The organism is Azotobacter armeniacus (assembly GCF_054779355.1).
In genome coordinates, this window is record NZ_BAAGYK010000036.1 from 51,298 (window position 1) to 75,631 (window position 24,334).

19 protein-coding genes, 4 tRNA genes and 2 pseudogenes are annotated in these 24,334 nt (G+C 62.4%); 12 read left to right on the forward strand and 13 right to left on the reverse strand.

Annotation, left to right across the window (positions count from 1 at the left end; all coding sequences use genetic code 11):
- Window positions 1–342 precede the first annotated feature (342 nt).
- The 4 genes from ACYVD0_RS08845 to ACYVD0_RS08860 all read right to left on the reverse strand — a co-directional run bounded on the left by ACYVD0_RS08845 (window position 343) and on the right by ACYVD0_RS08860 (window position 5,084).
- Complete coding sequence (locus ACYVD0_RS08845) at window positions 343–1,692, reverse strand: zinc-dependent alcohol dehydrogenase (RefSeq protein ID WP_460426481.1); 1,350 nt, start codon at window positions 1,690–1,692, stop codon at window positions 343–345.
- A 37-nt stretch (window positions 1,693–1,729) separates the two neighbouring features.
- A complete protein-coding gene (locus ACYVD0_RS08850; RefSeq protein WP_460426482.1) occupies window positions 1,730–2,143 on the reverse strand; it encodes a CBS domain-containing protein in 414 nt (137 codons plus the stop codon).
- Between the two features lie 228 nt (window positions 2,144–2,371).
- Entirely contained in the window at window positions 2,372–4,534 is a 2,163-nt protein-coding gene (glgX, locus tag ACYVD0_RS08855; RefSeq protein WP_460426483.1) for a glycogen debranching protein, read from the reverse strand.
- Window positions 4,535–4,766: 232 nt separating this feature from the next.
- The gene (locus tag ACYVD0_RS08860) at window positions 4,767–5,084 is read right to left on the reverse strand and encodes a DUF2934 domain-containing protein (protein ID WP_460426484.1); all 318 of its coding nucleotides are present in this window, start codon (window positions 5,082–5,084) and stop codon (window positions 4,767–4,769) included.
- On the opposite strand from ACYVD0_RS08860, the pseudogene ACYVD0_RS08865 reads away from it, so the two are divergent.
- Window positions 5,032–5,205: pseudogene (locus ACYVD0_RS08865) on the forward strand (helix-turn-helix domain-containing protein); the annotation flags it as partial. The gene ACYVD0_RS08860 and the pseudogene ACYVD0_RS08865 overlap by 53 nt on opposite strands.
- A gap of 21 nt (window positions 5,206–5,226) precedes the next feature.
- Here the strand turns inward: ACYVD0_RS08865 and ACYVD0_RS08870 are convergent.
- The 5 genes from ACYVD0_RS08870 to ACYVD0_RS08890 all read right to left on the reverse strand — a co-directional run bounded on the left by ACYVD0_RS08870 (window position 5,227) and on the right by ACYVD0_RS08890 (window position 14,009).
- Window positions 5,227–7,986, reverse strand: a complete 2,760-nt coding sequence (locus tag ACYVD0_RS08870; RefSeq protein WP_460426485.1) for a malto-oligosyltrehalose synthase — start codon at window positions 7,984–7,986, stop codon at window positions 5,227–5,229.
- Window positions 7,987–10,062, reverse strand: a complete 2,076-nt coding sequence (gene malQ, locus ACYVD0_RS08875; protein ID WP_460426486.1) for a 4-alpha-glucanotransferase — start codon at window positions 10,060–10,062, stop codon at window positions 7,987–7,989.
- Window positions 10,049–11,842 carry a malto-oligosyltrehalose trehalohydrolase gene (treZ, locus tag ACYVD0_RS08880; RefSeq protein WP_460426487.1) on the reverse strand — a complete coding sequence of 598 codons (1,794 nt, stop codon included), beginning with the start codon at window positions 11,840–11,842 and terminating at the stop codon, window positions 10,049–10,051. The genes malQ and treZ overlap by 14 nt, the downstream gene beginning before the upstream one ends.
- Before the next feature lie 14 nt (window positions 11,843–11,856).
- Window positions 11,857–13,401 (reverse strand): glycogen synthase GlgA, encoded by a 1,545-nt coding sequence (glgA, locus tag ACYVD0_RS08885; protein ID WP_460426488.1) that lies wholly within the window; start codon window positions 13,399–13,401, stop codon window positions 11,857–11,859.
- Between the two features lie 377 nt (window positions 13,402–13,778).
- Window positions 13,779–14,009 carry a hypothetical protein gene (locus tag ACYVD0_RS08890; RefSeq protein WP_460426489.1) on the reverse strand — a complete coding sequence of 77 codons (231 nt, stop codon included), beginning with the start codon at window positions 14,007–14,009 and terminating at the stop codon, window positions 13,779–13,781.
- A gap of 94 nt (window positions 14,010–14,103) precedes the next feature.
- Here ACYVD0_RS08890 and ACYVD0_RS08895 point away from each other — a divergent pair, with 94 nt between their 5' ends.
- The gene (locus ACYVD0_RS08895; protein ID WP_460426490.1) at window positions 14,104–15,762 is read left to right on the forward strand and encodes a SulP family inorganic anion transporter; all 1,659 of its coding nucleotides are present in this window, start codon (window positions 14,104–14,106) and stop codon (window positions 15,760–15,762) included.
- On the opposite strand, the gene ACYVD0_RS08900 is transcribed toward ACYVD0_RS08895, so the two are convergent.
- Window positions 15,749–15,937: a ribbon-helix-helix protein, CopG family gene (locus tag ACYVD0_RS08900; protein ID WP_460426491.1), complete on the reverse strand. Its 189-nt coding sequence runs from the start codon at window positions 15,935–15,937 to the stop codon at window positions 15,749–15,751. The genes ACYVD0_RS08895 and ACYVD0_RS08900 overlap by 14 nt on opposite strands.
- 231 nt (window positions 15,938–16,168) lie before the next feature.
- Between ACYVD0_RS08900 and galU the strand changes: the two genes are divergently transcribed.
- On the forward strand, window positions 16,169–17,008 hold the full coding sequence (galU, locus tag ACYVD0_RS08905; protein WP_460426492.1) for a UTP--glucose-1-phosphate uridylyltransferase: 840 nt from the start codon (window positions 16,169–16,171) through the stop codon (window positions 17,006–17,008).
- Window positions 17,009–17,063: 55 nt separating this feature from the next.
- Here galU and ACYVD0_RS08910 read toward each other — a convergent pair whose 3' ends face one another.
- The gene (locus tag ACYVD0_RS08910) at window positions 17,064–17,486 is read right to left on the reverse strand and encodes a VOC family protein (RefSeq protein WP_460426493.1); all 423 of its coding nucleotides are present in this window, start codon (window positions 17,484–17,486) and stop codon (window positions 17,064–17,066) included.
- 85 nt (window positions 17,487–17,571) lie between these two features.
- Here ACYVD0_RS08910 and gorA point away from each other — a divergent pair, with 85 nt between their 5' ends.
- The gene (gene gorA / locus ACYVD0_RS08915) at window positions 17,572–18,930 is read left to right on the forward strand and encodes a glutathione-disulfide reductase (RefSeq protein ID WP_460426494.1); all 1,359 of its coding nucleotides are present in this window, start codon (window positions 17,572–17,574) and stop codon (window positions 18,928–18,930) included.
- Between the two features lie 37 nt (window positions 18,931–18,967).
- On the opposite strand, the gene ACYVD0_RS08920 is transcribed toward gorA, so the two are convergent.
- A complete protein-coding gene (locus tag ACYVD0_RS08920) occupies window positions 18,968–19,435 on the reverse strand; it encodes a copper chaperone PCu(A)C (RefSeq protein ID WP_460426495.1) in 468 nt (155 codons plus the stop codon).
- 40 nt (window positions 19,436–19,475) lie between these two features.
- Here ACYVD0_RS08920 and ACYVD0_RS08925 point away from each other — a divergent pair, with 40 nt between their 5' ends.
- From ACYVD0_RS08925 to ACYVD0_RS08960, 8 genes are all read left to right on the forward strand, one after another.
- The gene (locus tag ACYVD0_RS08925; RefSeq protein ID WP_460426496.1) at window positions 19,476–19,727 is read left to right on the forward strand and encodes a hypothetical protein; all 252 of its coding nucleotides are present in this window, start codon (window positions 19,476–19,478) and stop codon (window positions 19,725–19,727) included.
- Window positions 19,691–19,780 (forward strand) — tRNA-Ser (locus tag ACYVD0_RS08930). The genes ACYVD0_RS08925 and ACYVD0_RS08930 overlap by 37 nt, the downstream gene beginning before the upstream one ends.
- Before the next feature lie 129 nt (window positions 19,781–19,909).
- Window positions 19,910–20,554: a response regulator transcription factor GacA gene (gacA, locus tag ACYVD0_RS08935; protein WP_460426497.1), complete on the forward strand. Its 645-nt coding sequence runs from the start codon at window positions 19,910–19,912 to the stop codon at window positions 20,552–20,554.
- Window positions 20,554–22,377: an excinuclease ABC subunit UvrC gene (uvrC, locus tag ACYVD0_RS08940; protein WP_460426498.1), complete on the forward strand. Its 1,824-nt coding sequence runs from the start codon at window positions 20,554–20,556 to the stop codon at window positions 22,375–22,377. Before gacA ends, uvrC begins: the two co-directional genes overlap by 1 nt.
- Before the next feature lie 33 nt (window positions 22,378–22,410).
- Window positions 22,411–22,971 (forward strand): CDP-alcohol phosphatidyltransferase class-I family protein, encoded by a 561-nt coding sequence (pgsA, locus tag ACYVD0_RS08945; RefSeq protein WP_460426499.1) that lies wholly within the window; start codon window positions 22,411–22,413, stop codon window positions 22,969–22,971.
- Between the two features lie 63 nt (window positions 22,972–23,034).
- A tRNA-Gly gene (locus ACYVD0_RS08950) sits at window positions 23,035–23,110 on the forward strand.
- A 43-nt stretch (window positions 23,111–23,153) separates the two neighbouring features.
- Window positions 23,154–23,227 (forward strand) — tRNA-Cys (locus ACYVD0_RS08955).
- A gap of 163 nt (window positions 23,228–23,390) precedes the next feature.
- Window positions 23,391–23,477 (forward strand) — tRNA-Leu (locus tag ACYVD0_RS08960).
- A 117-nt stretch (window positions 23,478–23,594) separates the two neighbouring features.
- On the opposite strand, the pseudogene ACYVD0_RS08965 reads toward ACYVD0_RS08960, so the two are convergent.
- A pseudogene (locus ACYVD0_RS08965) lies at window positions 23,595–23,839 on the reverse strand (transposase); the annotation flags it as partial.
- Between the last annotated feature and the right edge of the window lie 495 nt (window positions 23,840–24,334).

A 24,334-nucleotide genomic window follows, 5' to 3' on the forward strand; every position in this document is an offset into this window, starting at 1 on the left:
GGCATGGCGCTCGGAAAGGCTGCAGGACGCAGAAGGAACCGTCGATCTTGATGCTGTCCAGCGCCCGCGAGGCAAACTGCAGCTCGCCCTTCTGCGCCAGTCCTCTGGGATAGACGGTGACGCGCCCAGGAGGGTAATGCCCCCCGGCAAGGCCGATGCGGATGCCAGGGCTTATTGAGTTGATTCTATGGGGAAATTCCGGCGTCTGCGGTTCCGTCACGGCATTGCCGCTCCTCGCCATGGCTAGGTCATGGCGAAAAGCAGTGTCTTGTCTCGGGACCTCGGTCGCCCGAATCAGCCGATCAACCCACAAACCACTAGGCATGGGCCTTCCGCCGATGCTCAGCGCTGTTCCGGCCGGCGGGTGACGGAGACCGGATCGCTGGCGGGAAAAGTCTCCTCGATGCCTTCATCGAGCAGACTTTCCGCGTTCAACCCTTCTGCAGTCAACACTTCCTCGCTACCCACGCGGCTGCCCTGCATCTGTTGTGGATGCAGCTCGACCTTGATCCAGCCATGCTCGCGCCGGTCGAAGGCCTTGATCGCGGTGATGGCATCGCTCATGGGCTTGATCTGGGTGAGGATCTTCGCTGGATCGATGCGCTTGGCCAGAATCAGTTCGATCAGCTTGGGAATATATTTGCGGTGATGGCAGTTGCCCATGTTGATGGTCAGGTTCTTCTCTGTCGCCAGTCCGATGGGAAAGCTGTGTGCCTGCGGCGGATAGACCCCGATGATCGACAGGGTGCCGGCCTTGGCCAATGCCTCGACTGCCCACTCGAGCGCCTGGCTGGGCGCGCCGCCCGGGTGCCAGTTGTTCCCCTCGGGATGAGTCCGTGGCGCCACGGCTGCGACTTCGCGGGCGAAGCGTTCCTCCTGCTCGGGGTCGTGGGCATGCAGGTGGGCGTGTTCGTGTTCGGCATCCACGCCCACGGCATCGATGGCGCGGTCGACGCCGATCCCGTCGGTCAGCCGGCGCAGGGTCTGCACCGGGTCCTCGCGGTTGAAGTCGATGGTTTCCGCGCCTTGCTGGCGAGCCATCTGCAGACGGTCCTCGCACTGGTCGATGGCGAACACCCGCGCCGCGCCGAGAAGCTTGGCGCTGGCAATGGCGAACTGGCCGACCGGACCACAGCCGAACACGGCGACGGTATCGCCGTCGTCGATTTCGGCCATTTCCGCACCGAAATAGCCGGTGGGAAAGATGTCCGATAGCAGGATGGCCTGATCATCGCTGATTTCGCTGGGCAGCTTGACCAGGCCGATGTTGGCGAAGGGGATCCGCGCCTTTTCCGCCTGTAGTCCCTGGAAGGGCCCGCTCTGCGCCGGGCCCCCATAGAAGGCGGTGCCGGCTTCCTTGCCATTGGGGTTGGCCACGTCGCACTGAGCATAGTAGCCGGCGCGACAGTAGGAGCAGTTGCCACAGGCAATGGTGGAAGGGATCACCACGCGATCGCCGATCTGCAGATTGCGTACCTCCTCCCCTAGTTTCTCGACGATACCGACTCCCTCGTGGCCGAGGATGGTGCCCGGGCGCATGCCGCCGACAGTGCCACGGATGAAGTGCAGGTCAGTACCGCAGATAGCCGAGGCAGTCAGACGGACGATGGCATCGGTCGGCGCTTCGATTTGGGGATCCGGTACATCATCCAGGCGAATATCGCCGACATCATGGAAAACTACCGCTTTCATATGCACCTCCCCGGAGGGTAGTCGGTTTGCTCCGATGTCAGTGCGCCTGGGCCACGCCCTGCAGCACGGTATCGCTGACCGAGGGGTTGTGACATTCGGCGATATTGCCCAGCGAAACCACGCCAACCAGGCGCTTCTCACGGCTCATTACCGGAAGGCGGCGCAGATGGATGTCGGCCATGTTTTCGGCGACATGCTGCACCTCCTCGTCCTCGAAGCAGTAACACACGTTGGGTGTCATTACCTGGCGCACCGGCGTATCGCAGTCCATTCCCTTGGCCACGGCACGGATGGCGATGTCGCGGTCGGTCAGCATGCCCACCAGACGGTCGCCTTCGTTGACCAGCAGGGCACCGGAGTCGATCTGGTCCATAATCTGGGCCGCTTCGCGCATGCTCTGGTCGGCGCGGATGGTTTGTACATCACGGGTCATAATTTCTTGGATTTTCATGTAAGCCTTCCTCTCCTGCATATTGAAAGTAGGCTGGTCGCCGCTTGGCCTGGCCAGTCGAGGTACTGCCGTACCTATTAACAAGACTAGCTCCACTGATGGGGGGTTCCCCTTTTTTCGCGAGCGGTACGGGGCGCCGGTGGGCTATCCCATTCCGTGAAGCAGCTCTGCCAGGGGCGGACCATGAACGCAGCCCGTCAAAATTGCTCTGGTCCGCATGGCAGGCGTTCAGGATGCCCGGCCAGCGCTTTTGATCAGTTCGAATAGCAGGAGCGAGCGGCCGGTAACGCCGTACTGGCTACCGAAGGCGAACCGCTCGTCGTCTGCGGTCGGCTTGTGGGTGTCTACCAGGCGCTTCCAGCGGCTGCCCTGGGGAACCTGCGGAAGATGGAAGTTGACCAGGTCGTAGTGGGCATTCACCAGCAGCAGCAGGGTGCTGTCGGCGCCGGGGCGGCGGATGCCGGTGGGTTGGGCGCGGCCGTCGAGGAGCATGCCCAGGCAGCGGCCGTGATCTTCTTTCCATTGCTCGGTGGTCATCTCGTCGCCGCTGGGCGACAGCCAGGTCACGTCCTTGACGCCCAGCTCCTCATTGTAGGCGCCAACCAGGAAGCGGGCGCGGCGCAGGATGGGAAAGCGCAGGCGCAGGCGGATCAGGCGACGGACGAATTCCAGCAGCGCCTTGGCGTCCTCGCTGAGGTTCCAGTCGACCCAGCCGATCTCGCTGTCCTGGCAGTAGGCGTTGTTGTTGCCGTGCTGGGTACGGGCGAACTCGTCGCCGGCGACGATCATTGGCGTGCCCTGGGAGAACAGCAGGGTGCCGAAGAGGTTGCGCATCTGCCTAAAGCGCAGGGCCCTGATTTCCGGGTCGTCGGTAGGGCCCTCGACACCGTGGTTCCAGGACAGGTTGTGATCGGTGCCGTCCTGGTTGTTCTCGTCGTTGGCCTCATTATGCTTGTCGTTGTAGGACACCAGATCGTTGAGGGTGAAGCCGTCGTGGGCGGTGATGAAATTGATTGAGGCGAACGGCCGGCGGCCGCGCTGGTTGTAGAGATCGCCCGAGGCGGTGAGACGCCAGGCGATATCGGCCATCTGATCCTCATCGCCTCTCCAGAAGGCGCGCATGGTGTCGCGGAACTGATCGTTCCATTCCGCCCAGCCGGGTGGGAAGCCGCCGACCTGATAGCCGCCCGGGCCGCAATCCCAGGGTTCGGCGATCAGTTTGGTCTGACGCAGCACCGGGTCCTGGCGGCAGGCGACCAGGAAACTGTGGCGTTCGTCGAAGCCTTCCGGCCTGCGGCCGAGGATGGTCGCCAGATCGAAGCGGAAGCCGTCCACGTGCATTTCCGTGGCCCAATAGCGCAGCGAGTCGGTGACCATCTGCAGCACGCAGGGATGACTCAGGTCGAGGGTGTTGCCGGTGCCCGAGTCGTTGATGTAGTAGCGCCTGTCATCGGGCATCAGGCGGTAATAGGTGGCGTTGTCGATACCGCGCATGGAGAGGGTCGGGCCCAGCTCGTTGCCCTCGGCGGTGTGGTTGTAGACCACATCGAGGATCACCTCGAGGCCGGCATGGTGCAGGTGGGCGACCATCTCCTTGAATTCCTGGATTTTGCCGCTGGCCAGGTAGCGTGGGTGCGGGGCGAAGAAGCCGATGGTGTTGTAGCCCCAATAGTTCTTCATGCCCTTTTCCAGCAGGTGCTGGTCCTGGACGAAGGCGTGGACCGGCAGCAGCTCGATCGCCGAGACGCCGAGCTGGCGCAGGTAGTCCAGCACTGCTGGTTCCATCAGTCCGGCGCAGGTGCCGCGTAGCGCTTCCGGCACCGCAGGATGACGCATGGTGAAGCCGCGCAGGTGAGTTTCATAGATGATGGTACGGTCCCAGGGGATTTGCACCGGGCAGTCGCGGCCCCAGGTGAAGGCCGGGTCGATGACTTTGCTCTTGGGTACGTAGGGGGCGCTGTTGCGCTCGTCGAAACTGAGATCGGCGTCGGGGTGGCCGATGGTGTAGCCGAACAGGGATTCCGACCAACTCAGTTCGCCAACCAGCTGCTTGGCGTAGGGATCGATCAGCAGCTTGTTGGGGTTGAAGCGGTGTCCGGCGTCCGGTTCGTAGGGACCGTGCACCCGGTAGCCGTAGACCTGTCCCGGATGGGCCTCCGGCAGGTAGCCGTGCCAGATCTCGTCGGTGTATTCGGGCAGCTCGATGCGCTCCAGTTCGGTCTGTCCGGCCTCGTCGAACAGGCAGAGTTCCACCTTGGTAGCGTGGGCGGAGAACAGCGCGAAGTTGACGCCCAGGCCGTCCCAGGTCGCGCCCAGGGGGAAGGGCAGGCCTTCGCGGATGCGGGACGGGATTTTCACCTGAGGTGCTATGGTCTTCTTGTGCCGATCCATGCTCATTTCTCCGACTGCTGAGGGGAAGGCGTCTCCGTTCCGTTTCAACGATGCGCTGCTGCGCAGCAAGCAGCAAGCGATCAGGTTCGTGCCTCCTTGCAATCGCTCAAATATTCTGAAATTCAAGGACTCAGCCAGTGCTGACGCGAGCGGCCTTGGCCGCGCTGTCCTTGGCGGACGGAATCTTTCGTGAGAAGTCTCCATAGGTCGGCAGTCGATCCGTACCTGCGTCTCAAGGGCTCAACGGCCGTGTGCGCGTGGCACGCGGCTTCTTCCTGGCCGGCTTGGCTGGGATTTCGCCGTTGGCAGCGGGCGGGACCTCCACTGGCTTGGTGGCGGGGCCGGCCTTGCGCATGGTAGCGGACTTGCGGGTACGGGGCTCCGGCGCAGAGGCCTGCAACTCGGCCTCGGCCAGTTTGCAGGCCATCTGCCAATGGCGATCCTGCTGGCCGTCGGGACAGCCTTCGGATTGCCAGATTTGATAGGCAAGTTCGCGAATGCGTTGTTCATCACTCGTCATTCCATTCCTTCCTTTTATATCCGTATTCATCCGTTTTGCGCGAGAAACCTCGGCCTTTAGGCTGGGGCGGGATAGCGCGGCGCTCGCAGAGCGCCCCTTCCAATATCGCTTCTACCCGACGCCGGAGCAGGCCGAGTTGCTTGCCAGGACGTTCCTTCAGGGAGGGGAGCAGTCAAGCGCAATAGAAAAGGCCAACCGGGAACGTCGTCAGGGCCTCGCTCACGAACAGCTCTCCCTTCCTGTCTGGGACTGCATCGCTCGAGAAAAGCCCCCGCAACGCAAGCGCTTCGGGGAGCAGCACTCGGGTATCCGTCCATTGCGCCGGCTCGATCAGCGGGAGCTCGGCCTCGCCAAGAAGGCCGCTGGCCTGGCACGGCACCAGCACCACGGCCCATTGCCCGGCGTGCCGTCGGGCGAAGGCCAGCAGCCGTCCGGACTGCTCGCCGGCGACCTCCAGCGGCAGGTAGTCGCCGGCGGCGAACAGGGCCGGACAGCGGGCGCGCAGGGTCAGGGTGCGGGCAATGAGGACTTGCTTGATGCGCCCGTCGCGCCACTGCTCGAGCAGCTCGGCGGCAGCTGCGGGCTGTTGCAGGGCCTGGCGGCGACTGGCGAAATCGACCGGCCGGCGGTTGTCCGGATCGACCAGGCTGAAATCCCAGAATTCGTTGCCTTGGTAGAGGTCGGGTACGCCGGGAACGGTCAGCCGCAGCAGGGTCTGCACCAGGCTGTTGAGTGCGCCGGCCGGGGCGATGCTGGCGACAGCGGCGGTGATCTCCTCGCGTAGCCGGGCGCCCTGGGGCTTTTCCAGCAGGTCGTCGAGGAAACCGCGGCAGGCTTCTTCGTAGGGGCCATTGGGCGCGCTCCAGCTGCTGTGCAGCTTGGCTTCGCGCAGAGCCTTTTCCTGCCACTGGCGCAGGCGTCTGGCATAGGCGTGCACGCCCTCGGCATCGTCTGCCGCCAGATTCAGCGGCCAGCTGCCGAGCAGGGTCTGGTAGAGCATCAGCTCGTCGACGGGGGCCGGTGCTGGGCTGTCGCCCAGGCTCCGGCGCAGCGGTTGGGCCAGCAGCAGCCAGTGCTGCACCCGTTCCCCGTACCAGCCGGCGCGCTCGCTGAGCACGGCCAGCCGCGCGCGGCTGTCCTCGCCGCGCTTGTGGTCGTGGCTGGCGCTGGCCAGCAGGTTGTCGGGAAAGCGTTCGCGCCGCCGCAGGCAAGCGGCGTGGAAGTCCTCCGGCGGGGCGCTGAAGCGCTGGCTGTCGAAGCCGACATCGTTGCGTGAGAGCAGCACTCCCGAGCGGTAGAAGGCGGTGTCTTCCACCGCCTTGGCGGCAGCCGGCGCGGTGACCTGCTGGAAGCGCACACAGGCATGGCGGCGCGCCTTGCGCAGTGGCCCTGGTGGCAGGCTGCGCCAGGATTCGCCACCTAGCCAGCGCTCCAGGTGGCCGAGCAGCGGCCAATCGGCTTCGTTGAGGGTGGTGCGGGCGCCTTCCAGGGCCTGGCGGAAGAAGGGCTCGTCCTGGCCGGAGCGCCCGCAGGGGCCGATGTAGGTGCGGTACACGGGGAAGTGGGTGATCAGCTCAAGCAGCGCACGGCGGATCTGGCCGAAGGTGAGGTCGCGGGTCATGAGGTTGCCGCGCGCCACTTGCAGCAGGGCCTGGGCAGCGCTCTCGAAGTCGCCGGCCAGGGGTCCGGTGAGCACCAACTGGCGAGCCTGGCGGACTTCCTCGAGAAAATCGGCCGGGCGCCCGCTGAGGCTGTGCCAGAGCGAGCGCAGCGGCCCTTCGCCGTCCGGGTCGTGCTGCAGCAGGGACAGCTGGTTCATGAATTCGTAGCCGGTGGTGCCATCCACCTTCCAGTCGTCATGCAGCTCCTCGTACTGGCCGAGGATCTTCTCCACGTAGATCGGCCGGTGCCTCTGCTTGCCGTCGCCGAGCCGGTCCAGGCGCCGGCGCAGGCGCCGGCAGTAGCCGCGTGGATCGGCCAGGCCATCGATGTGGTCGATGCGCAGGCCGTCGATCAGGCCTTCCTCGAGCAGCTGGAAGATTTTCGTGTGAGTGGCTTCGAAGACCTGCGGGCGCTCCACGCGCAGGCCACCGAGCTCGTTGATGTCGAAGAAGCGCCGCCAGTTGATGTCGTCCGCCGCGGTGCGCCAGCTGGCCAGCCGGTAGAACTGGTGCTCGAGCAGGGCGTGCAGGCGCTCGAGGCCCTCCGGCTGGCGCGGGTCGTAGGCGCCGAGCATGGCCTCGATGGCTGCGTGCCCCTCGGGCTGGCCGACCAGTTGTGCCAGCTCTGCCTTCAGTCCGGTGGCCTGGACGTAGCCCTGTTCGCCGGCGAGGGCGTCGAAGCGCGCGGCCAGGGCCTGCAGCGCCGAATGGCCGGTGGCGCGCAGCAGCTCGCCGTAATTCGGCGGGCTGATGGGGAAGCGGTGTTCATAGTGGCTGGCATGGAAGGAGCCGGCTTGTATGTCGAACTGCAGGAGGATTTCACCGGCCTGCAGTACCTCGCCGTAGTCGCTGCGCAGGAAGGGCACCAGCAACTGGCCTTCCAGCAGCGGGTCGGGGGAGTTCCACTGGATGTCGAAGAAGCCGGCATAGGGGCTGCGCCGGCCCCATTCCAGCACGTCCAGCCACCAGGGGTTGCCGCTGCCGCCGACCGCCATGTGGTTGGAGACGATGTCCAGGATCAGCCCCATGCCGCGGTCGCGCAAGGCTTCGACCAGGCGTCGGAGGGCCGGCTCGCCGCCCAGCTCGGGATTGATGCGGGTCGGGTCGATGACGTCATAGCCGTGCATCGAGCCGGGGCGCGCGGTGAGCAGCGGCGAGGCATACAGGTGGCTGATGCCTAGGTCGGCGAAATAGTCGACCAGCGGCACGGCATCGTCGAGGGTGAAATCCCGGTGGAATTGCAGGCGCAGGGTAGCGCGCAGGTCGCTCATTCAGCCTCTCCTGCTTGACGCCTCGCGGGCTTCCTTCAGCAGACGCAGGCGCCGCGCCGGGGCCTCGCCGTCGAGCAGCGTATCGCTCTCGCCGGGCAGGCGCCGCCGCCAGTTGGGATGGCCGTCGACGGTGCCGGGCAGGTTGGCCTGCTCGTCAAGGCCCAGGGCATCTTCCATGGGCAGCAGGACCAGGGGCGCCGGCGTCTCGCCGAGGAAGCTCACGCAGGCATCGATCAGGCCGTCGCTGTCCAGGGGCTCGTCGAGGGCCGGCCCGCCGGCGTCGGCTAGGGCCTCGCGCAGGGCTTGGCGTTCGCGCCGCCGGGTTTCCCGGGCGGCCTCGGTAGCTTCGGCGTCGGCCAGCTGCAGGCGTTCGCGCCAATCGATGTCGCGCTCCCGCCACCATCCGGCGAGAGGCGGCAGGTCGTGGGTGGTGCTGGTCGCCAGGGCGTTGTTTGGCCAGTCTTGCGGCGGCGGGAAGCGCCCCTCGGTGTCCTGTTCGAAGAGCAGCACGCGCATGCCGAGGATGCCGCGCTTGGCCAGCATCGGGCGGAAACCTTTCGGAACGGTACCGAGATCCTCGCCGAGAATCACCGCCTGGTGCCGCCAGGACTCCAGCGCCAGCAGGCGTATCAGGTCTTCCTGGGGGTAGTGCAGGTAGGCACCGTCGTGCTGCTCGCCGCCCGGCGGGATCACCCACAGGCGTTTGAGCCCCATCACGTGGTCGATGCGGATGCCGCCGGCGTGGGCCAAGTTGGCGCGGAGCATCTCGATATAGGCGTGGAAGCCGTGCTGGCGCAGGCCCCAAGGCGAAAAGGCAGACACGCCCCAGCTCTGTCCTGAACGGTTGAGGGCGTCCGGTGGCGCGCCGACGGTCAGCGTCGACAGAAGTTCGGCCTGGCGGCTCCAGGCCTGGCTGCCGCCGCCGTCGGCGCCCACCGCCAAGTCGGCGATCAGGCCGATCGGCATGCCGGCGCTGCGCGCGGCGTTCTGGGTGCGCTCCAGGCCGCGGGCAATCAGCCACTGGGCGAAGGCGTGGAAGGTGATCTCGTCCTCGTATTCGCGGGCGAAGCCGGCCACCGCAGCGCTGCCCGGGCAGCGCAGGGCTGGGTCCCACTGCCGCCAGTCGTACAGGCCGTTGTGGCGGACGTGGTAGGCGTGCAGCGCTTCGAAGCAGCAGTGGTTTTCCAGAGCCTCGCCGCCGTTGCGGCGGAAGCTGGCGAAATCTTGCTCCAACGGGTTGCCGCCCAGGCGGAATTCGGCATGCAGCGCCCGCAACAGGCGCAGCTTGACCACGGCGGCCGCTGGCCAGTCGATCAGTTCGAGGTGCTCAAGGCGCTGCCATTCCTCGGCCAGTCCGTTGGCCTCGATTGCGGTGCGCACTTCGCGCTCGCCGAGGATGCTGCCGGGCGCGCTGTGCAGCACGTTGAAAAAAAGCCGGCTGGACGGCGAGTAGGGACTGAAGCGGTGTGTGTCGGCGCTGAACATGGCGTGCAGCGGGCTGATGGCGATGCCAGCGGCCCCCTGTCGGGCGGCCTGGTGTACCAGGGTTTCCAGGGCCTGGGTGTCGCCGATGCCACCGTCGCCCTGGCGGCGCAGGGCATAGAGCTGCACTGCGAGCCCCCAGAGGCGTGGCGACAGCCTGGTATCCAGTTCGTCCACGCCGGTACAGTGCGGCGGGGCGACGGCCAAGGTGATCGGCCGCTCGCCGATCGCCAGCTGGTGGTATCCAGGCTGCTCGATCACCGGCAGGCGGCCCTGCTCGTCGAGCCGTCCGGCGTGACGCTGGCCATCTTCCAGGGTCAGCTCGAAGGCCCTGCCAGGGGCGAAATGGGCGGACAGGTCGAGGGGCTGGTACCGCTCCAGGGTGAGCAGCGGCGGCAGCTCGTCGCCCGTCTGCTGCAGGCGGGTAAGGCTGTCCTCGATCTGGGACTCACTGTTGGCCGGCAGTTCCAGTCCGGCCAGTATCCGCCGCAGGACCTCCGCCGGAACCTTCTGTGGCTGTCCATCGGCGTCGACCCAATCGATCGCCACCCCGGCGGCAGCGGCTAGGGTGTGGAGTTGCTCATCGTTGCTCATCCGGAGCTACCAGGTAGACACGGGCCATCCGGCCGGGAAGCTTGCCGTGATGCTCGTGGAACTCTTCCATGTCCTGGCTGGCGAATAGCAGCCGGCCGTGCTTGCGCTGATCCATCAGCGGTACGGCTTGGACGCTAAGGTTCAGTTCGATACGCAGGAGGCTGCTGTCACCCAGCCGCCAGTGCGCCACCACGGCCCCTTCGCCCAGCACTTCGGCGCCCAGCGCCCGGCAGCCCGGCAGGCGCGGGACGATTTCGCGGCGGCGCAGGCCAAGCAGGTGGTGATAGAGGGCGCGCCATTCAGCATGCTTGGGATCAAGGCAGCACTGGAAATCCGGCTGCGAGGTGGTGAAGGTCCTTTCATCGTTAGGATCGGGAATTCGCTCGCAGAGGGACAGATCCTTGAACGGCTCGAAGTTGCAGAACTCTCGACGTCGCCCATCGCGTACGGTGTTGGCCAGCTCTTCGCTCTGATAGCTGGTGAAATACAGGAAGGGCCGGTGCGTGCCCCACTCTTCGCCCATGAACAGCAAGGGCACCATCGGCGAGAGCAGTAGCAGGGCAGTCGCCGCACGCAGGGCATCGCAATCGGCGAGGCTGACCAGCCGCTCGCCGAAGGCGCGGTTGCCGACCTGGTCGTGGTTCTGCAGGAACAGGATGAAGGCGCTGGGCGGCAGGTGCGCACTGGGCTCGCCGCAGGGCTCTCCCTGACCCTGGCGGGCGATTTGACCCTGGAAGACGAAGCCTTCGCTCAGGCAGAGAGCGAGCTTTTCCGCGGCGCCCTGGTGGTAGTCGGCGTAGTAGCCTTGCTGCTCGCCGGTGAGCAGGGTGTGCAGCACATTGTGGCCATCATCATTCCACTGCGCCACATAGCCCTCACCGAGCAGGCTGGCCTGGTTCTTCTCGTTCTCCAGCATCAGGTGCACATGGCGGCCGGGTTCGACCGCGGCATGTACCCGCTGCGCCAGCTCGGTGAGGAAGTCGCGCTCGCTGATGGCGTGCACAGCATCCAGGCGCAGGCCGTCGAAGCGGTATTCCTGCAGCCACATCAACGCGTTCTCGATGAAGAAGTCCCGCACTTCACTCTGGCGAAAATCAATGGCATCGCCCCAGAGTGTCTGCTTGTCCTGACGGAAGAAGGCCTTGGCGTAACGACCGAGATAATTGCCGTCCGGACCGAAATGGTTGTAGACGACATCGAGGAACACCATCAGGTCATGACCATGGGCGGTATCGATCAGGTGCTTGAGATTGTTAGGCGAGCCGTAGACCGATTCCGGGGCGAAGGGCAGCACGCCGTCGTAGCCCCAGTTGCGGGTGCCGGGAAATTCGCCGATGGGCATCAGTTCGATCGCGGTAACGCCCAGCTCGGCCAGTTCGGCCAGTTGCGCCTCGACTCCGTGGAAGCCGCCGAGCAGGCCGGCGTGCAGTTCGTAGATCACCGTTTCGTGCCAGGGGCGGCCGCGCCAGTTGGGGTGGCGCCACTGGTAGGAGTTGGGGTCGACCACCATGCTGGGGGCGTGCAGGCCGGCGACCTGGGAGCGTGACGCGGGGTCCGGTACGCTGACTTCATCATTGATCCGGTAACGGTATTGGGTGCCGGGGCCGTAGGGGGCTTCGAGAACGAACCAGCCGTCCTTTTCCTTGCGCATGGGCAGCCGGGTGTCGTAGAGGATCTCCAGGTCGACGCGCTCGGCGTCGGGGGCCCAGAGGACAAAGCGGGTGTTTCGCTCGTCGAGCAGATGCACGCCGAAGCGTCCGTTATAGCTGGGGATTGACATGGATAGGTCTCCGGTTATGCCTCGCCATGCCGGCTTTCCAATAATTGCCGGTAGAGATGGAGATAGGGGTCTATGCTCTGCCGCCAGAAGCGGGGCACGGCCATGGCACGGCAACGCATGGCATGGAAGAGAGAAGGTGTGGCGAACACCCGGAAGGCCCGCAGCATGGCTTCGCGGTAGCTTTCCAGGCTGGCTTCCTCGAAGAGGAAGCCGGTCACGCCGTCCTCGATGGTGTCGGCGAGCCCGCCGGTTTTGCGCGCGATGGGCAGCGAGCCGAAGCGTTGGGCATACATCTGGCTGAGGCCGCAGGGCTCGTAGCGCGAAGGCATCAACAGGAAGTCGGCGCCGGCAAACATGCGCCGCGCTTCGGTTTCTTCGAAACCAATGTTCACCCCCACATGGCCGGGAAAGCGTTCGGCCAGTTGCCGCATGCTGTCCTCCACTTGCGGCTCGCCGCGTCCCAGCACGGCCAGTTGACCGCCGTGCTCGATGAGGGTTTCGGCGAGAGCACGGGTCAAGTCCAGACCCTTCTGCTGAACCAGCCGAGAAACCACCACGAACAGCGGGCCGCTGGAGGGTTCGAGGGCGAACTGGCAACGCACGTGCTCGGCATGTACGGCCTTGCCTTCCCAATCGTTGATACTGAAGTTGCACAGCAGGTGTGAATCGGTTTCCGGCTCCCAGCTTTCGTCGATGCCGTTAGGGATGCCGCTCAAGAGACCGTGGTCAGCCTTTTCCCGAAGAAAGTTTTCCAGTCCGCAGCCGAAGTCCGGGGTGGTGATTTCCCGAGCATAGGTGGCACTCACCGTGGTGATACGGTCGGCGTAAGCGATTCCAGCCTTGAGGAAGGACAACTGGCCATGGAACTCCATGCGCTCCATCCGGAAAGCTTCCGTCGGGATGGCCAATTCCGCGCGGCATTCCGGTCGCCACAGACCCTGGTAGGCGAGGTTGTGGATGGTGAACATGCTGGGTGTGCTCTGTCCGCGCCAGCGCAGGTAGGCTGGCGCGAGCCCTGCTGGCCAGTCATGGGCGTGGATCAGGTCGGGGCGCCAGCTAATGCTGGCATTGCCGGCGGCGACATCGGCCGCGGCGAGGCCCAGGCGGGCGAAGCGGATATGGTTGTCCGGCCAGTCCTGGTTGCGGTTGTCGCCATAGGGCGTACCCTCGCGCTCGTAGAGTTCGGGGCTGATGAGGACATAGACGATCAGGCCGTCGTCCAGGTCGATGCGGCCGATCCGGCACCGGGGCAGTGCGGCATGGCCGGCGAGGTTGCCGACCAGGCGGATGGGGTGGCCGCTTTGCATGACCTGACGATACCCGGGCAGCAGCACACGGACATCGTGGTGACGGCGTAATGCCCGGGGCAGGGCGGCGGAGACTTCGCCCAGTCCGCCGGTCTTGATCAGGTCGGAGAGTTCGGAGGTGACGAAGAGGATCTTCTTCTTGTTTTCGTTTTCCTGGACCGTGCGGATCTGCGGAGCGAGCCGGCTCGTCCCGACCAGCATGGTTTGATCCCGACATTCAATACGCTGGGCCTGTACAGCGGCATTACTCATGCTCATCCTCCAATCAAATCTTCCTTGACGGATCTTCCGGCCCTCTTTCGAGTAAAGAGGGGGGCCGAAATGCCCGCTGAATGCGCATTTATCAATGAATTATCAGAGTCATGTGGCCGATGCAGCCTTCCTGGTGCGACGGCTCTCCTTCAGTCGCTTCCGAGACAGCACGCGGAGGCGTTCGCCAGAGCCTTCCGCAGACCTTCCCGCCTTCCATGGGGCCATGACTGCCGGCGAGCGTCGGCAAGCTCGCCATTCATGAAGTTTGGACGCCAATTGGCGAACAGTCCTTGACCGTTGATCGAATGGTTTGCCCCCTGGAGCCATCACAGCTGTGAGGATAGGGCGATGCTGTGGTGGAGGGGGACAAGGATGGTTCAAAAATGGATTTCCGCCAGTTTGATGCCGAGCGTCTCCAAGACTTCGATGAGCTTGTCCAACTGGCGGAAGGATTCGACTTCATCGTTTTCGTCGATCAGGAAGAAGCTGCGCCCCGTGCTCAGCTGGAAAAACACGATCCATTCCCCCCTGCGGGCCGGATTGCGAATCAGGTGAGTGACGAAAGCCTTGCCTTCGGCCTGCAGGGTTCCAACATCCTGGCGTTTCATGGTTTCTCCGGGCGAGCCGAGGTGGCGTGCAGCGGGGAACTTTATCATTATCATCGCATGTTAATGTTGCGCACATATTCCAGGAGGAGCAGTGATGATCGCAATTCGTGAGGCGTGGCGGGCCGGTCTGTTGCGGCGGGAGCATTGGCTCCGCAATCTGGTGGCCGGCGTCATCGTCGGCGTCGTGGCGCTGCCCCTGGCCATGGCCTTCAGCATCGCTTCCGGGGTGAAGCCGGAGCAGGGCATCTATACCGCCATCGTCGGCGGTCTGCTGGTTTCCCTGTTCGGCGGCAGCCGGCTGCAGATCGCCGGTCCGACCGGCGCTTTCATCGTCATCCTCGCCGGGGTGACTGCCGAATACGGGGTCGATGGCCTGCAGATTGCGACCCTGATGGCCGGGGGTATTCTCCTGCTGCTCGGTGTCAGCCGTCTGGGTTCGGTCATCAAGTACATTCCCGATCCAGTCATCGTCGGCTTCACTGCCGGTATCGGGGTGATCATCTGGGTCAGCCAGTGGAAGGACTTCTTCGGCCTGCCGCCAGTGACGGGCGGTCATTTCCACGAGAAGCTCTGGCATCTGCTGCAGTCACTGCCGCAGTTGCACCTGCCGACCACGCTGCTGGCCCTGTTCAGCCTGGCGCTGGTCGTCTTCGCGCCGCGCCTGCGGGCGCTCGGACGCGTTCCTGGCCCGCTGATCGCGATGGTCGCTGCTACCCTTATCCAGTCGATCTTTCATTTCGACGGTGTGGCCACTATTGGCAGCACCTTCGGCGGAATTCCCCGGGGACTGCCGCAGTTGGGGCTGCCGGAGATCACCCTGGCGCGGCTTATCGACCTGATCGGTCCGGCCTTCGCCATCGCCATGCTCGGCGCCATCGAGTCGCTGCTCTCCGCGGTGGTCGCCGACGGCATGGGCGGGACCAAGCACAATTCCAACCAGGAGCTGATCGGCCAGGGCATCGCCAACCTGGCTACGCCACTGTTCGGCGGCTTCGCCGCGACCGGTGCGATCGCCCGCACCGCGACCAATATCCGCAACGGCGGCAACAGCCCCCTGGCCGGCATCGTTCATGCGCTCACCCTGGTGCTGGTCCTGTTGTTCCTGGCTCCGCTGGCGGCAAACATTCCGCTGGCTGTCCTGGCTGCCATCCTCTTCGTGGTGGCCTGGAACATGAGCGAGCTGAAGCACTTCAAGCGCATGCTGCAGCGGGCGCCCAGGGCGGACGTTGGAATTCTGCTGATCACCTTCGGGCTGACGGTATTCAGCGATCTGGTGATCGCGGTGAATATCGGTGTGATTCTGGCCATGCTGCATTTCATGCGCCGCATGGCTTCCTCGGTGGCGGTGCAGCAACAACTCGAGCAGGATCTGAAGCCGGAGCTGCTCGGCAATGGCCAGACCCGGTTACCCGACGGGGTGCTGGTCTACACCGTGGAGGGGCCGCTGTTTTTCGGCGCGGCGGAAACCTTCGAGCGTGCCTTGGCCAGCACTCACACCGATCCTCACCTGCTGATTATTCGTCTGAGGCGGGTGCCCTTCATGGATATCACAGGTCTGCAGACGTTTGAGGAGGTCATCGAGCAGCTGAACAGGCGCAAGATTCGGGTCAAGCTCTGCGAGGCGAGCCCACGGGTGCAGGGCAAGCTGGAGAAGGCGGGGGTACTGGAGCTGATCGGCGCCCGGAATTACCACGCGAGCTTTGCCGAGGCTCTGTCCGCCAGTGTGGAGAAGCCGGAAGTCATGGCTTCCTGACGGTGGGAATCCTGCTCTGCGTAGCGTAGCTGACGCCATGTGCCTCCAGATAGTCGCGGATAAGCTGGCGGACGACTTGGGATGGCGTCTGATCCTGGGCGGCACAGAGCTCTTCGAAGGCCTTCTTCTTGACCGGGTCGATGAGTATGGTGAGACGCGCAGTCTTGCTTTCCATGGGGAAATCCGTCGTGATCATTGCCAAATGTCGTCATATGTTAATCAAATCCTACAGACTTCAGCTACCGATGCTGTCAGGCCGGTGAACCCCCATTTGTCCCTATGGTCTTGATTCAATAGCGCCTGTCATGCGCGCGCACACGCCAGTCCGCTAGGATAGGGGGGGTGTGGCGTTGAGCTAGTCCGGACGCCCGATCAGATTTGCCACCATTTGTTTTTAAGGATTCCCATGATCAAGAAATGCCTGTTTCCCGCTGCCGGTTATGGCACACGCTTCCTGCCTGCCACCAAGGCCATGCCCAAGGAAATGCTGCCGATCGTGAATAAGCCGCTGATCCAGTACGGGGTGGAGGAGGCATTGGACGCCGGTCTGATGCAGATTGCGATGGTCACCGGCCGCGGCAAACGAGCACTGGAGGACCACTTCGACATCAGTTATGAGCTCGAGCACCAGATCCGCGATACCGACAAGGAAAAATACCTGATCGGCATTCGCCGGCTGATCGACTCCTGCACCTTCTCCTATACCCGCCAGATCGAGATGAGGGGCCTCGGCCATGCCATTCTCTGTGGTCGTCCTCTGATCGGCAACGAGCCCTTCGCCGTGGTCTTGGCCGACGACCTCTGCATCAACCTTGAAGGCGATGGCGTGTTGACCCAGATGGTCAAGTTATACAACCAGTTTCGCTGTTCGATCGTGGCGATCCAGGAAGTACCTCCGGAGGAAACCTCCAAGTACGGCGTCATCGCTGGCGAGATGATTCGTGACGACATCTACCGGGTCAGTGACATGGTGGAAAAGCCCAAGCCGGAAGATGCACCTTCGAATCTGGCGATCATCGGCCGCTATATTCTAACGCCGGACATTTTCGATCTGATCGAACAGACGGCGCCCGGCAAGGGCGGTGAAATCCAGATCACCGACGCGCTGATGAAGCAGGCGAAGGACGGATGCGTCATGGCCTATAAGTTCAAGGGTAGGCGTTTCGACTGCGGTGGTGCCGAGGGTTACATCGACGCGACCAATTTCTGCTTCGAGAATCTGTACAAGCTCGGCAAGGCCTACTAAGCCTTAACGCTGCGACAAGGAAAGCCACCTGTTGGGTTTAGGTGGCATTTCCTGCTCAAGGCCGCGGCATTTTTTCCGATCCCGGCCCCAATGGCTGGCCATAGCTGAATTCGACATAGTTGCCGGCGGGGTCGCGCAGACCGCAGTAGTAGCCGACTGGATAGGGCTCATCGCGCGGTGCCCAGATCAGGCAGCCGGCAGCCTGGGCGTCGGCCGCGATGGCATTGACCTGCTCGCGGCTTTCCAGGGCGAAGCCGAAATGGCTGTAGTCGCCCTCTGCCAGGTTGCGCTGCTGGCCGCCAGGCATCAGCACGAAGATGAATTCATGTTCTCGGCCGGGTTCGGCCATCCAGACGATGCGCGCGCCTTTGCCGAGGCGCTCGTGAAATACCTGCATGCCGCAGAAGCGCCGGTAGAACTCCACGCAGGCGTCGAGATCCGGGACGTGCAGGGCGAGATGGGTGAGCGTGGGGCGCATGCCGATCTCCTCATGGTTCTGTGTAATGCGGCCGGGCATCCGGCGCATGGGGTATTCTGCCAGTTCGTTGAAGGGAGAACGATGAATGGCTTACGACTTCGATCTGTTTGTCATCGGTGCCGGTTCCGGGGGGATACGGGCGGCACGTTTCGCCGCCGGTTTCGGCGCCCGCGTGGCAGTGACCGAGAGCCGCTATCTGGGCGGTACCTGCGTGAACGTCGGCTGCGTGCCGAAGAAGCTCCTGGTCTACGGTGCGCACTATGCCGAGGATTTCGAGCAGGCGCGCGGCTATGGCTGGACTCCGGGCGAGGCGCAGTTCGACTGGGTCACCTTGGTCACCAACAAGGATCGCGAGATTCAGCGCCTGAATGGCATTTATCGCAAGTTATTGGTGGACAGCGGCGTCACCTTGCTAGAGGGGCATGCCCGGCTGACCGATGCACACGGCGTGGAGGTGAACGGGCAGCGCTACAGCGCCGAGTATATCCTCATTGCCACCGGTGGTTGGCCTGTGGTGCCAGACATTCCGGGGCGGGAGTATGCCATCACCTCCAATGAGGCCTTTCATTTGCCAGCGTGGCCGGAGCGGGTGCTAGTGGTGGGAGGGGGCTATATCGCGGTGGAGTTTGCCTCGATCTTCCACGGGCTGGGCGCGAAAACCATATTACTGTATCGCCGCGAGTTGTTTCTGCGCGGTTTCGACGGGGCGGTTCGCGAGCATCTACGCGACGAGATGACCAAGAAGGGAGTCGATCTGCAATTCAACGCCGATATCGCCCGCATTGATCGCCAGGCCGATGGCAGCCTGCGAGCCACCCTGCGGGACGGGCGTAGTCTGGAGACCGACTGCGTTTTCTATGCTATCGGGCGCCGTCCAATGCTGGACAATCTCGGTCTGGAAAATGTCGGGGTCGAGCTGGACGAGCGGGGCTATATCCGGGTCGACGAGCTGTACCGCAGCAGCGTGTCCTCCATCCTGGCCATCGGCGATGTCACCGGCAACATTCAACTCACGCCGGTGGCCCTGGCCGAAGGCATGGCGGTCGCTCGCCAGCTGTTCAAGCCGGAGCAGTACCAGCCGGTTGACTATCGCCTGATCCCCACGGCGGTGTTCAGCCTGCCGAACATCGGTACTGTGGGCATGACAGAGGAGCAGGCGCGAAAAGCTGGATATCAGGTGAGGATCTTCGAAAGCCGCTTCCGTCCGATGAAGCTGACCATGACCGACAGCCAGGAGCGCAGCCTGATGAAGCTGGTGGTGGATGCCGATTCCGACCAAATACTGGGCTGCCACATGGTCGGCCCGGAGGCAGGCGAAATTCTCCAAGGGCTCGCCGTGGCGCTCAAGGCGGGCGCCACCAAGCAGGTATTCGACGAGACGTTGGGTATTCACCCGACGGCCGCGGAGGAGTTCGTTACCATGCGCACTCCCTTGAGCCGCTGAGTGCCCAGTGATTCCAAATGGATGGTGATTCCTTGAGTCAGTGATGCTCGTGCCCCTCGTTGGCAGGGGCATCGCTCCACACATTGACCTCGATTTCTACCTTGCCGGCCTTCTCGAACTCCAGGGTCACGGGAAAGCGCTCTCCGGCTGCCAAGGGGCTCTTTAGCTCTAAGAGCATGAGGTGGGCCATGCCTGGCGCGAATTTCACTTCTGTACCAGCGGGAATAGTGAGCGAGTCGACTCGCTGCATGTGCATGACATCACCCCTTCTTATGTGGGTATGCAATTCGACTTTGGCTGCGTTCGGCGTTTTGGCGCAGATCAGACGATCCGCTGTCCGGCCGTTGTTCTTTACGGTGAGGTAGGCGGCTCCGGCCGGCGCATTGGGAGGCAATGCCAGGGACCAGGGGATGCCAATCTGCAGCTCCCCCACTTGGTAGTCTGTGGCGAGGACAGTGGTGCAGGAGAGGGCGAGAAGGGAGAAAAGCGCGATGCGAGCGAACATTCAGGCAACCTCCTGGCAGGAAGAGGTCCGGGAACTTAGCATGAGCCGTCAGAGAAGATCATCCGTTACTTGGCTCTTTTCATTGCCATTTTTCTTGATTGATGATGGCTGCATTTTATTAAAGGGGGCATTGCTGGCTCAAAAATGGAAATCCTTGCTATTTCATATTCATTATCCTGTTATCTCCGAGCCTTCTCAAAACAACCGTTTGACACTAGGGGGCGATCCGGTAAGAATTGCCATCCGCACTTATGCGGAGGTGTGGCCGAGTGGTTTAAGGCAGCGGTCTTGAAAACCGCCGAAGGGGAGACTCTTCCGTGAGTTCGAATCTCACCGCCTCCGCCACCTTCTGGCTGAGCCGACTGGTCTATCCGCTTAGCAAGGGCTGGCCAATCCTCTTGACGATTTGGCTTTGGCCGGACGTTCTCAACACAGGTCGCTCGCAGTCTGTATTGACGCGGAACGAGGTGTCTGTTGATTAGGGTGCTTGTGGTCGATGATCATGATCTGGTTCGAGCGGGCATCACCCGGATGCTGGCCGATATCGACGGTCTGCAGGTAGTCGGACAAGGCAGCTCTGGCGAGGAGGCCCTGAAAAAGGCGCGTGAGCTCAAACCCGATGTAATCCTGATGGACGTCAAGATGCCGGGCATTGGCGGCCTCGAGGCTACCCGCAAGCTTCAGCGCAGTAGCCCTGACGTCAAGGTAATTGCGGTAACTGTCTGTGAGGACGATCCGTTTCCCACGCGTCTTCTGCAGGCTGGAGCAGCCGGCTACCTGACCAAGGGGGCGGCCCTCGACGAGATGGTCCAAGCCATCCGCCAAGTCTTCGTCGGACAGCGCTATATCAGCCCCCAGATCGCCCAGCAGCTGGCATTGAAGGCTTTCCAGCCGCAGCAGAGCGGCTCTCCCTTCGATCTGCTCTCCGAACGGGAAATCCAGATCGCCCTGATGATCGCCAATTGTGAAAAAGTGCAGAGCATCTCGGACAAACTTTGCCTGTCGCCGAAGACCGTGAACACCTATCGCTATCGCATCTTCGAGAAGCTCTCCATTGCTAGTGATGTGGAGCTGGCGCTGCTGGCCGTGCGCCACGGCATGGTCGACGCATCCAGTTGATGGGGCAAGCCTTCGACAGTGCAGCCTTTCTGGCCCACTGCAGCAGTCATCCCGGTGTCTATCGGATGATGGATGCAGAAGGGAAACTGCTCTATGTCGGAAAGGCCAAGAGCCTCAAGAAACGGCTGTCCAGCTATTTTCGCAAGACTGGGTTGGCGCCGAAAACGACAGCCCTGGTCGCACGGATAGCTCAGGTCGAAACCATCATCACCGCCAATGAAACCGAGGCGCTACTGCTGGAGCAGACGCTGATCAAGGAGTGGCGGCCGCCGTACAATATTTTATTGCGTGACGACAAATCCTATCCCTATGTATTCCTGTCCGATGGCGTGTTCCCACGGCTCGGTATTCACAGGGGCGCGAAGAAGCAGAAGGGGCGTTATTTCGGTCCTTATCCCAGCGCCGGCTCCATTCGTGAAAGCCTGGGTCTCCTGCAAAAGGCCTTTCTGGTCCGCCAGTGCGAAGATCACTACTTCAAGAACCGAACTCGACCTTGTTTACAATATCAGATCAAGCGTTGCAAGGGGCCCTGTGTCGGTCTGGTCGATCCGGCTGAGTATGCCGAGGATGTTCGTCGTTCTATGATGTTTCTCGAAGGGCGCAGTAACGCGCTAGCCGAGGAGCTTTCAGCCGGGATGGACCAGGCAGCCGCTCGTCTGGATTTCGAGCATGCTGCCGAGTTGCGTGATCAGATCGCCCTGCTGCGTCGAGTGCAGGATCAACAGAGCATGGAGGGCGGCAGCGGCGATGTGGATGTGCTGGCGGCAGTGGTCAAGCCGGGCGGAGCTTGCGTGCATCTGGTCGGAGTGCGTGGGGGGCGGGTACTGGGTAATAAGAACTTCTTCCCGCAAGTGGGTATCGAGGAGGGGGTGGAGGAGGTTCTGGCAGCCTTCATCGGCCAGTATTACCTAGCCAATCCCGAGCGTGATCTGCCTGGCGAATTAATCGTCAACATCATGCACGAAGATTTCTCCGCTCTTGCGTTAGCCCTTGGCGAGCAGCATGGCCGCGAACTGCATATCAGTCATCGGGTGCGCGCTACCCGAGCGCGCTGGCAGCAATTGGCGATTGCCAACGCGGAGCAGGCGCTGTCTGCTCGCCTGGCTCATCGCCAGCACTTGGCTGCCCGCTTCGAAGCGTTGGCTCAAGTGCTCGATCTGGTAGAGCCGCCTCGGCGCATGGAGTGCTTCGATATTAGCCACTCGAGCGGTGAGGCGACAGTCGCTTCCTGTGTGGTCTTCGGGCCCGAGGGTGCGCTGAAAGGGGAGTATCGCCGTTATAACATCGAAGGTGTCACCGCTGGCGACGATTATGCTGCCATGCATCAGGCACTGACCCGACGCTTCGGTAAGTTGAGGGAGGGTGAAGGGAAGCTGCCCGACATCCTTCTGGTAGATGGCGGTAAAGGGCAGTTGGCAATAGCGCAGGCGGTTCTGCAGAGGTTGGCTGTACCGGAGCTGATCCTGCTCGGTGTGGCCAAGGGCGTCACTCGCAAGCCTGGACTGGAAACCCTCTATTTTAACGATGCAGCCCATGAGTTCACATTACCGGCCGATTCGCCGGCTCTGCATCTGATTCAGCAGATTCGCGACGAGGCGCACCGCTTTGCCATTACCGGGCATCGAGCACGGCGTGGCAAGGCACGGCGTACCTCCAGCCTGGAGGGAGTCGCCGGGGTGGGGCCGAAGCGCCGGCGCGAGCTGCTCAAGTATTTTGGCGGGCTTCAGGAGCTTTCCCGGGCGAGTATTGATGAGATTGCCAAGGCTCCGGGAATCAGCAAAAAGCTCGCCGAGTCGATTTATGCGGCCTTGCACAGCGAGTAGAATGCCTGCTTACTCTGTAGCCCAGTCGTGCCGATGAACATCCCCAACATTCTTACAATTCTGCGCGTTCTGCTGATTCCGGTCTTCATTCTCTTGTTCTATCTACCGTTCACCTGGAGCTACTTGGCAGCCAGTGCCGTATTCACTTTTGCCGCTATTACTGACTGGTTCGATGGTTATCTTGCTCGGCGTTTGCAACAGAGCACCCCCTTCGGTGCCTTTCTCGATCCTGTCGCAGACAAGCTGATAGTCGCTGTGGCGCTGGTGCTGTTGGTGGAAGAGCATGCCAATCTTTGGCTGACCCTTCCGGCTATAATTATCATTGGCCGCGAAATTATGGTGTCGGCCCTACGCGAATGGATGGCCGAGGTGGGGGCTCGGGCCCAAGTCGCGGTCTCAAGTCTGGGCAAATGGAAGACTACGGCCCAAATGGTGGCTTTGGTTTTGCTTCTTGCCAATCCGCCGTTGTTGACCTTCTGGGTCGTGCTTGGCTACGTATTGCTAATTGTCGCGGCTGCACTCACGCTATGGTCCATGACACAGTATCTATTGACGGCCTGGCCTCACCTCAGTGCTACGATTGAAAAGAAATAAGTTTTTGAATCAAAGGCTTGACGGAGAGCTATGAATCTATAAAATGATGCCCGTCACCACGATGCGGGAATAGCTCAGTTGGTAGAGCACGACCTTGCCAAGGTCGGGGTCGCGAGTTCGAGTCTCGTTTCCCGCTCCAGTTTTTCGTGTAAGGTTTTGCTTTTGGTAGAGTCTTACTTATAGGCCGGGTGGCAGAGTGGTCATGCAGCGGATTGCAAATCCGTGTACGCCGGTTCGATTCCGACCTCGGCCTCCACTGTTAAACAAAACACCCTGCAAATTTTTATTTGCAGGGTGTTTTGCTTGCAAGAATGCGTTAAGAAGTTGCGTTAAATTGTGTCGAGACTCTACACCTTGGCTTGCTTCATGAGGTTGGGCCGTATATATTCCTGCAGCTTCATACGGGCTGCAGGCATTCCGCCCGGATGGCGAAATTGGTAGACGCAAGGGACTTAAAATCCCTCGCTGGCAACAGCGTGCCGGTTCGATCCCGGCTCCGGGCACCAGTAATCACGCGGGTTTCAGCGATTCCGCTGTTCCCTTCAAAGCCCCTAAATTTGCTGTCAATCACCGCAGTTGAAACAATGATGGGATTTAGGGAGCAATAGAACAGAAAGTGCACTTTTTCCCCGATCGGTCGGGTTGGCCTGACCGCTTCCTGCGCCAAGGGGGGCTTTGATCATCGCCCCGCCGATGCTTTGCCAGCGCCGGGCAATGCCTTTCATCTCGTCGTACTCGGCCAACCCAGCCCGGCAGAGGGCCTCGAAGAAACCGGCCGCCTCCCACTCTAGAAACCGCCTGTGAATCGCGCTCGCGCTGCCGAAGCGCTCGGACGTCAAGGCTTCCATTGACAGCCTGTGCGCAGCAGGGCAATCGCGCTATGAACCTTCTGCCCCAAATAGCAGCTGTATTCGGTACGGCGCATTGGTGCAGGCCCGCATGCGCCGCCTGCCGATGCTCAGCTTGCTGCTGTCGTTCTGTCGTAGAGGGCCTCGTCGGCGGATTCCATCAGGGCCAGCAGGATTTTCGGCCTGCACAAACAGGCCGAATATAAGACTGCTCCTACCTGAACGCCAGCTGGCCTACCTCTTGAGTTCCGGGAGGCGTCCATATAAGGGTTTCCTTAAGTGCACTTTCTGTTCCGTTGCCCAAACCCCGAATTCAATCGAGCCCGGAACGCCGGCCCATGCGCGGCGCTCCCGGTCTGCCCTAGCTTGCTCGATAGATTTCCATAAATCGGAAATCTATTGGCCTAATGCCAGTTGCATTTTTGCGCTGATAGGAGCTTGCCGGGCCCTGGCCTGAGGGGGCCTTCGCCAGAGCGACCAGGCGATGATGTGAGCCGGATCTATCCGTCGCAGCG

Bases quoted from the DNA above. Each gene is read 5' to 3' on its own strand.
- ACYVD0_RS08845 (WP_460426481.1), bottom strand. From the start codon at position 1,692: ATGAAAGCGGTAGTTTTCCATGATGTCGGCGATATTCGCCTGGATGAT.
- ACYVD0_RS08850 (WP_460426482.1), bottom strand. From the start codon at position 2,143: ATGAAAATCCAAGAAATTATGACCCGTGATGTACAAACCATCCGCGCC.
- glgX (WP_460426483.1), bottom strand. From the start codon at position 4,534: ATGGATCGGCACAAGAAGACCATAGCACCTCAGGTGAAAATCCCGTCC.
- ACYVD0_RS08860 (WP_460426484.1), bottom strand. From the start codon at position 5,084: ATGAATACGGATATAAAAGGAAGGAATGGAATGACGAGTGATGAACAA.
- ACYVD0_RS08870 (WP_460426485.1), bottom strand. From the start codon at position 7,986: ATGAGCGACCTGCGCGCTACCCTGCGCCTGCAATTCCACCGGGATTTC.
- malQ (WP_460426486.1), bottom strand. From the start codon at position 10,062: ATGAGCAACGATGAGCAACTCCACACCCTAGCCGCTGCCGCCGGGGTG.
- treZ (WP_460426487.1), bottom strand. From the start codon at position 11,842: ATGTCAATCCCCAGCTATAACGGACGCTTCGGCGTGCATCTGCTCGAC.
- glgA (WP_460426488.1), bottom strand. From the start codon at position 13,401: ATGAGTAATGCCGCTGTACAGGCCCAGCGTATTGAATGTCGGGATCAA.
- ACYVD0_RS08890 (WP_460426489.1), bottom strand. From the start codon at position 14,009: ATGAAACGCCAGGATGTTGGAACCCTGCAGGCCGAAGGCAAGGCTTTC.
- ACYVD0_RS08895 (WP_460426490.1), top strand. From the start codon at position 14,104: ATGATCGCAATTCGTGAGGCGTGGCGGGCCGGTCTGTTGCGGCGGGAG.
- ACYVD0_RS08900 (WP_460426491.1), bottom strand. From the start codon at position 15,937: ATGGAAAGCAAGACTGCGCGTCTCACCATACTCATCGACCCGGTCAAG.
- galU (WP_460426492.1), top strand. From the start codon at position 16,169: ATGATCAAGAAATGCCTGTTTCCCGCTGCCGGTTATGGCACACGCTTC.
- ACYVD0_RS08910 (WP_460426493.1), bottom strand. From the start codon at position 17,486: ATGCGCCCCACGCTCACCCATCTCGCCCTGCACGTCCCGGATCTCGAC.
- gorA (WP_460426494.1), top strand. From the start codon at position 17,572: ATGGCTTACGACTTCGATCTGTTTGTCATCGGTGCCGGTTCCGGGGGG.
- ACYVD0_RS08920 (WP_460426495.1), bottom strand. From the start codon at position 19,435: ATGTTCGCTCGCATCGCGCTTTTCTCCCTTCTCGCCCTCTCCTGCACC.
- ACYVD0_RS08925 (WP_460426496.1), top strand. From the start codon at position 19,476: ATGAGCCGTCAGAGAAGATCATCCGTTACTTGGCTCTTTTCATTGCCA.
- uvrC (WP_460426498.1), top strand. From the start codon at position 20,554: ATGGGGCAAGCCTTCGACAGTGCAGCCTTTCTGGCCCACTGCAGCAGT.
- pgsA (WP_460426499.1), top strand. From the start codon at position 22,411: ATGAACATCCCCAACATTCTTACAATTCTGCGCGTTCTGCTGATTCCG.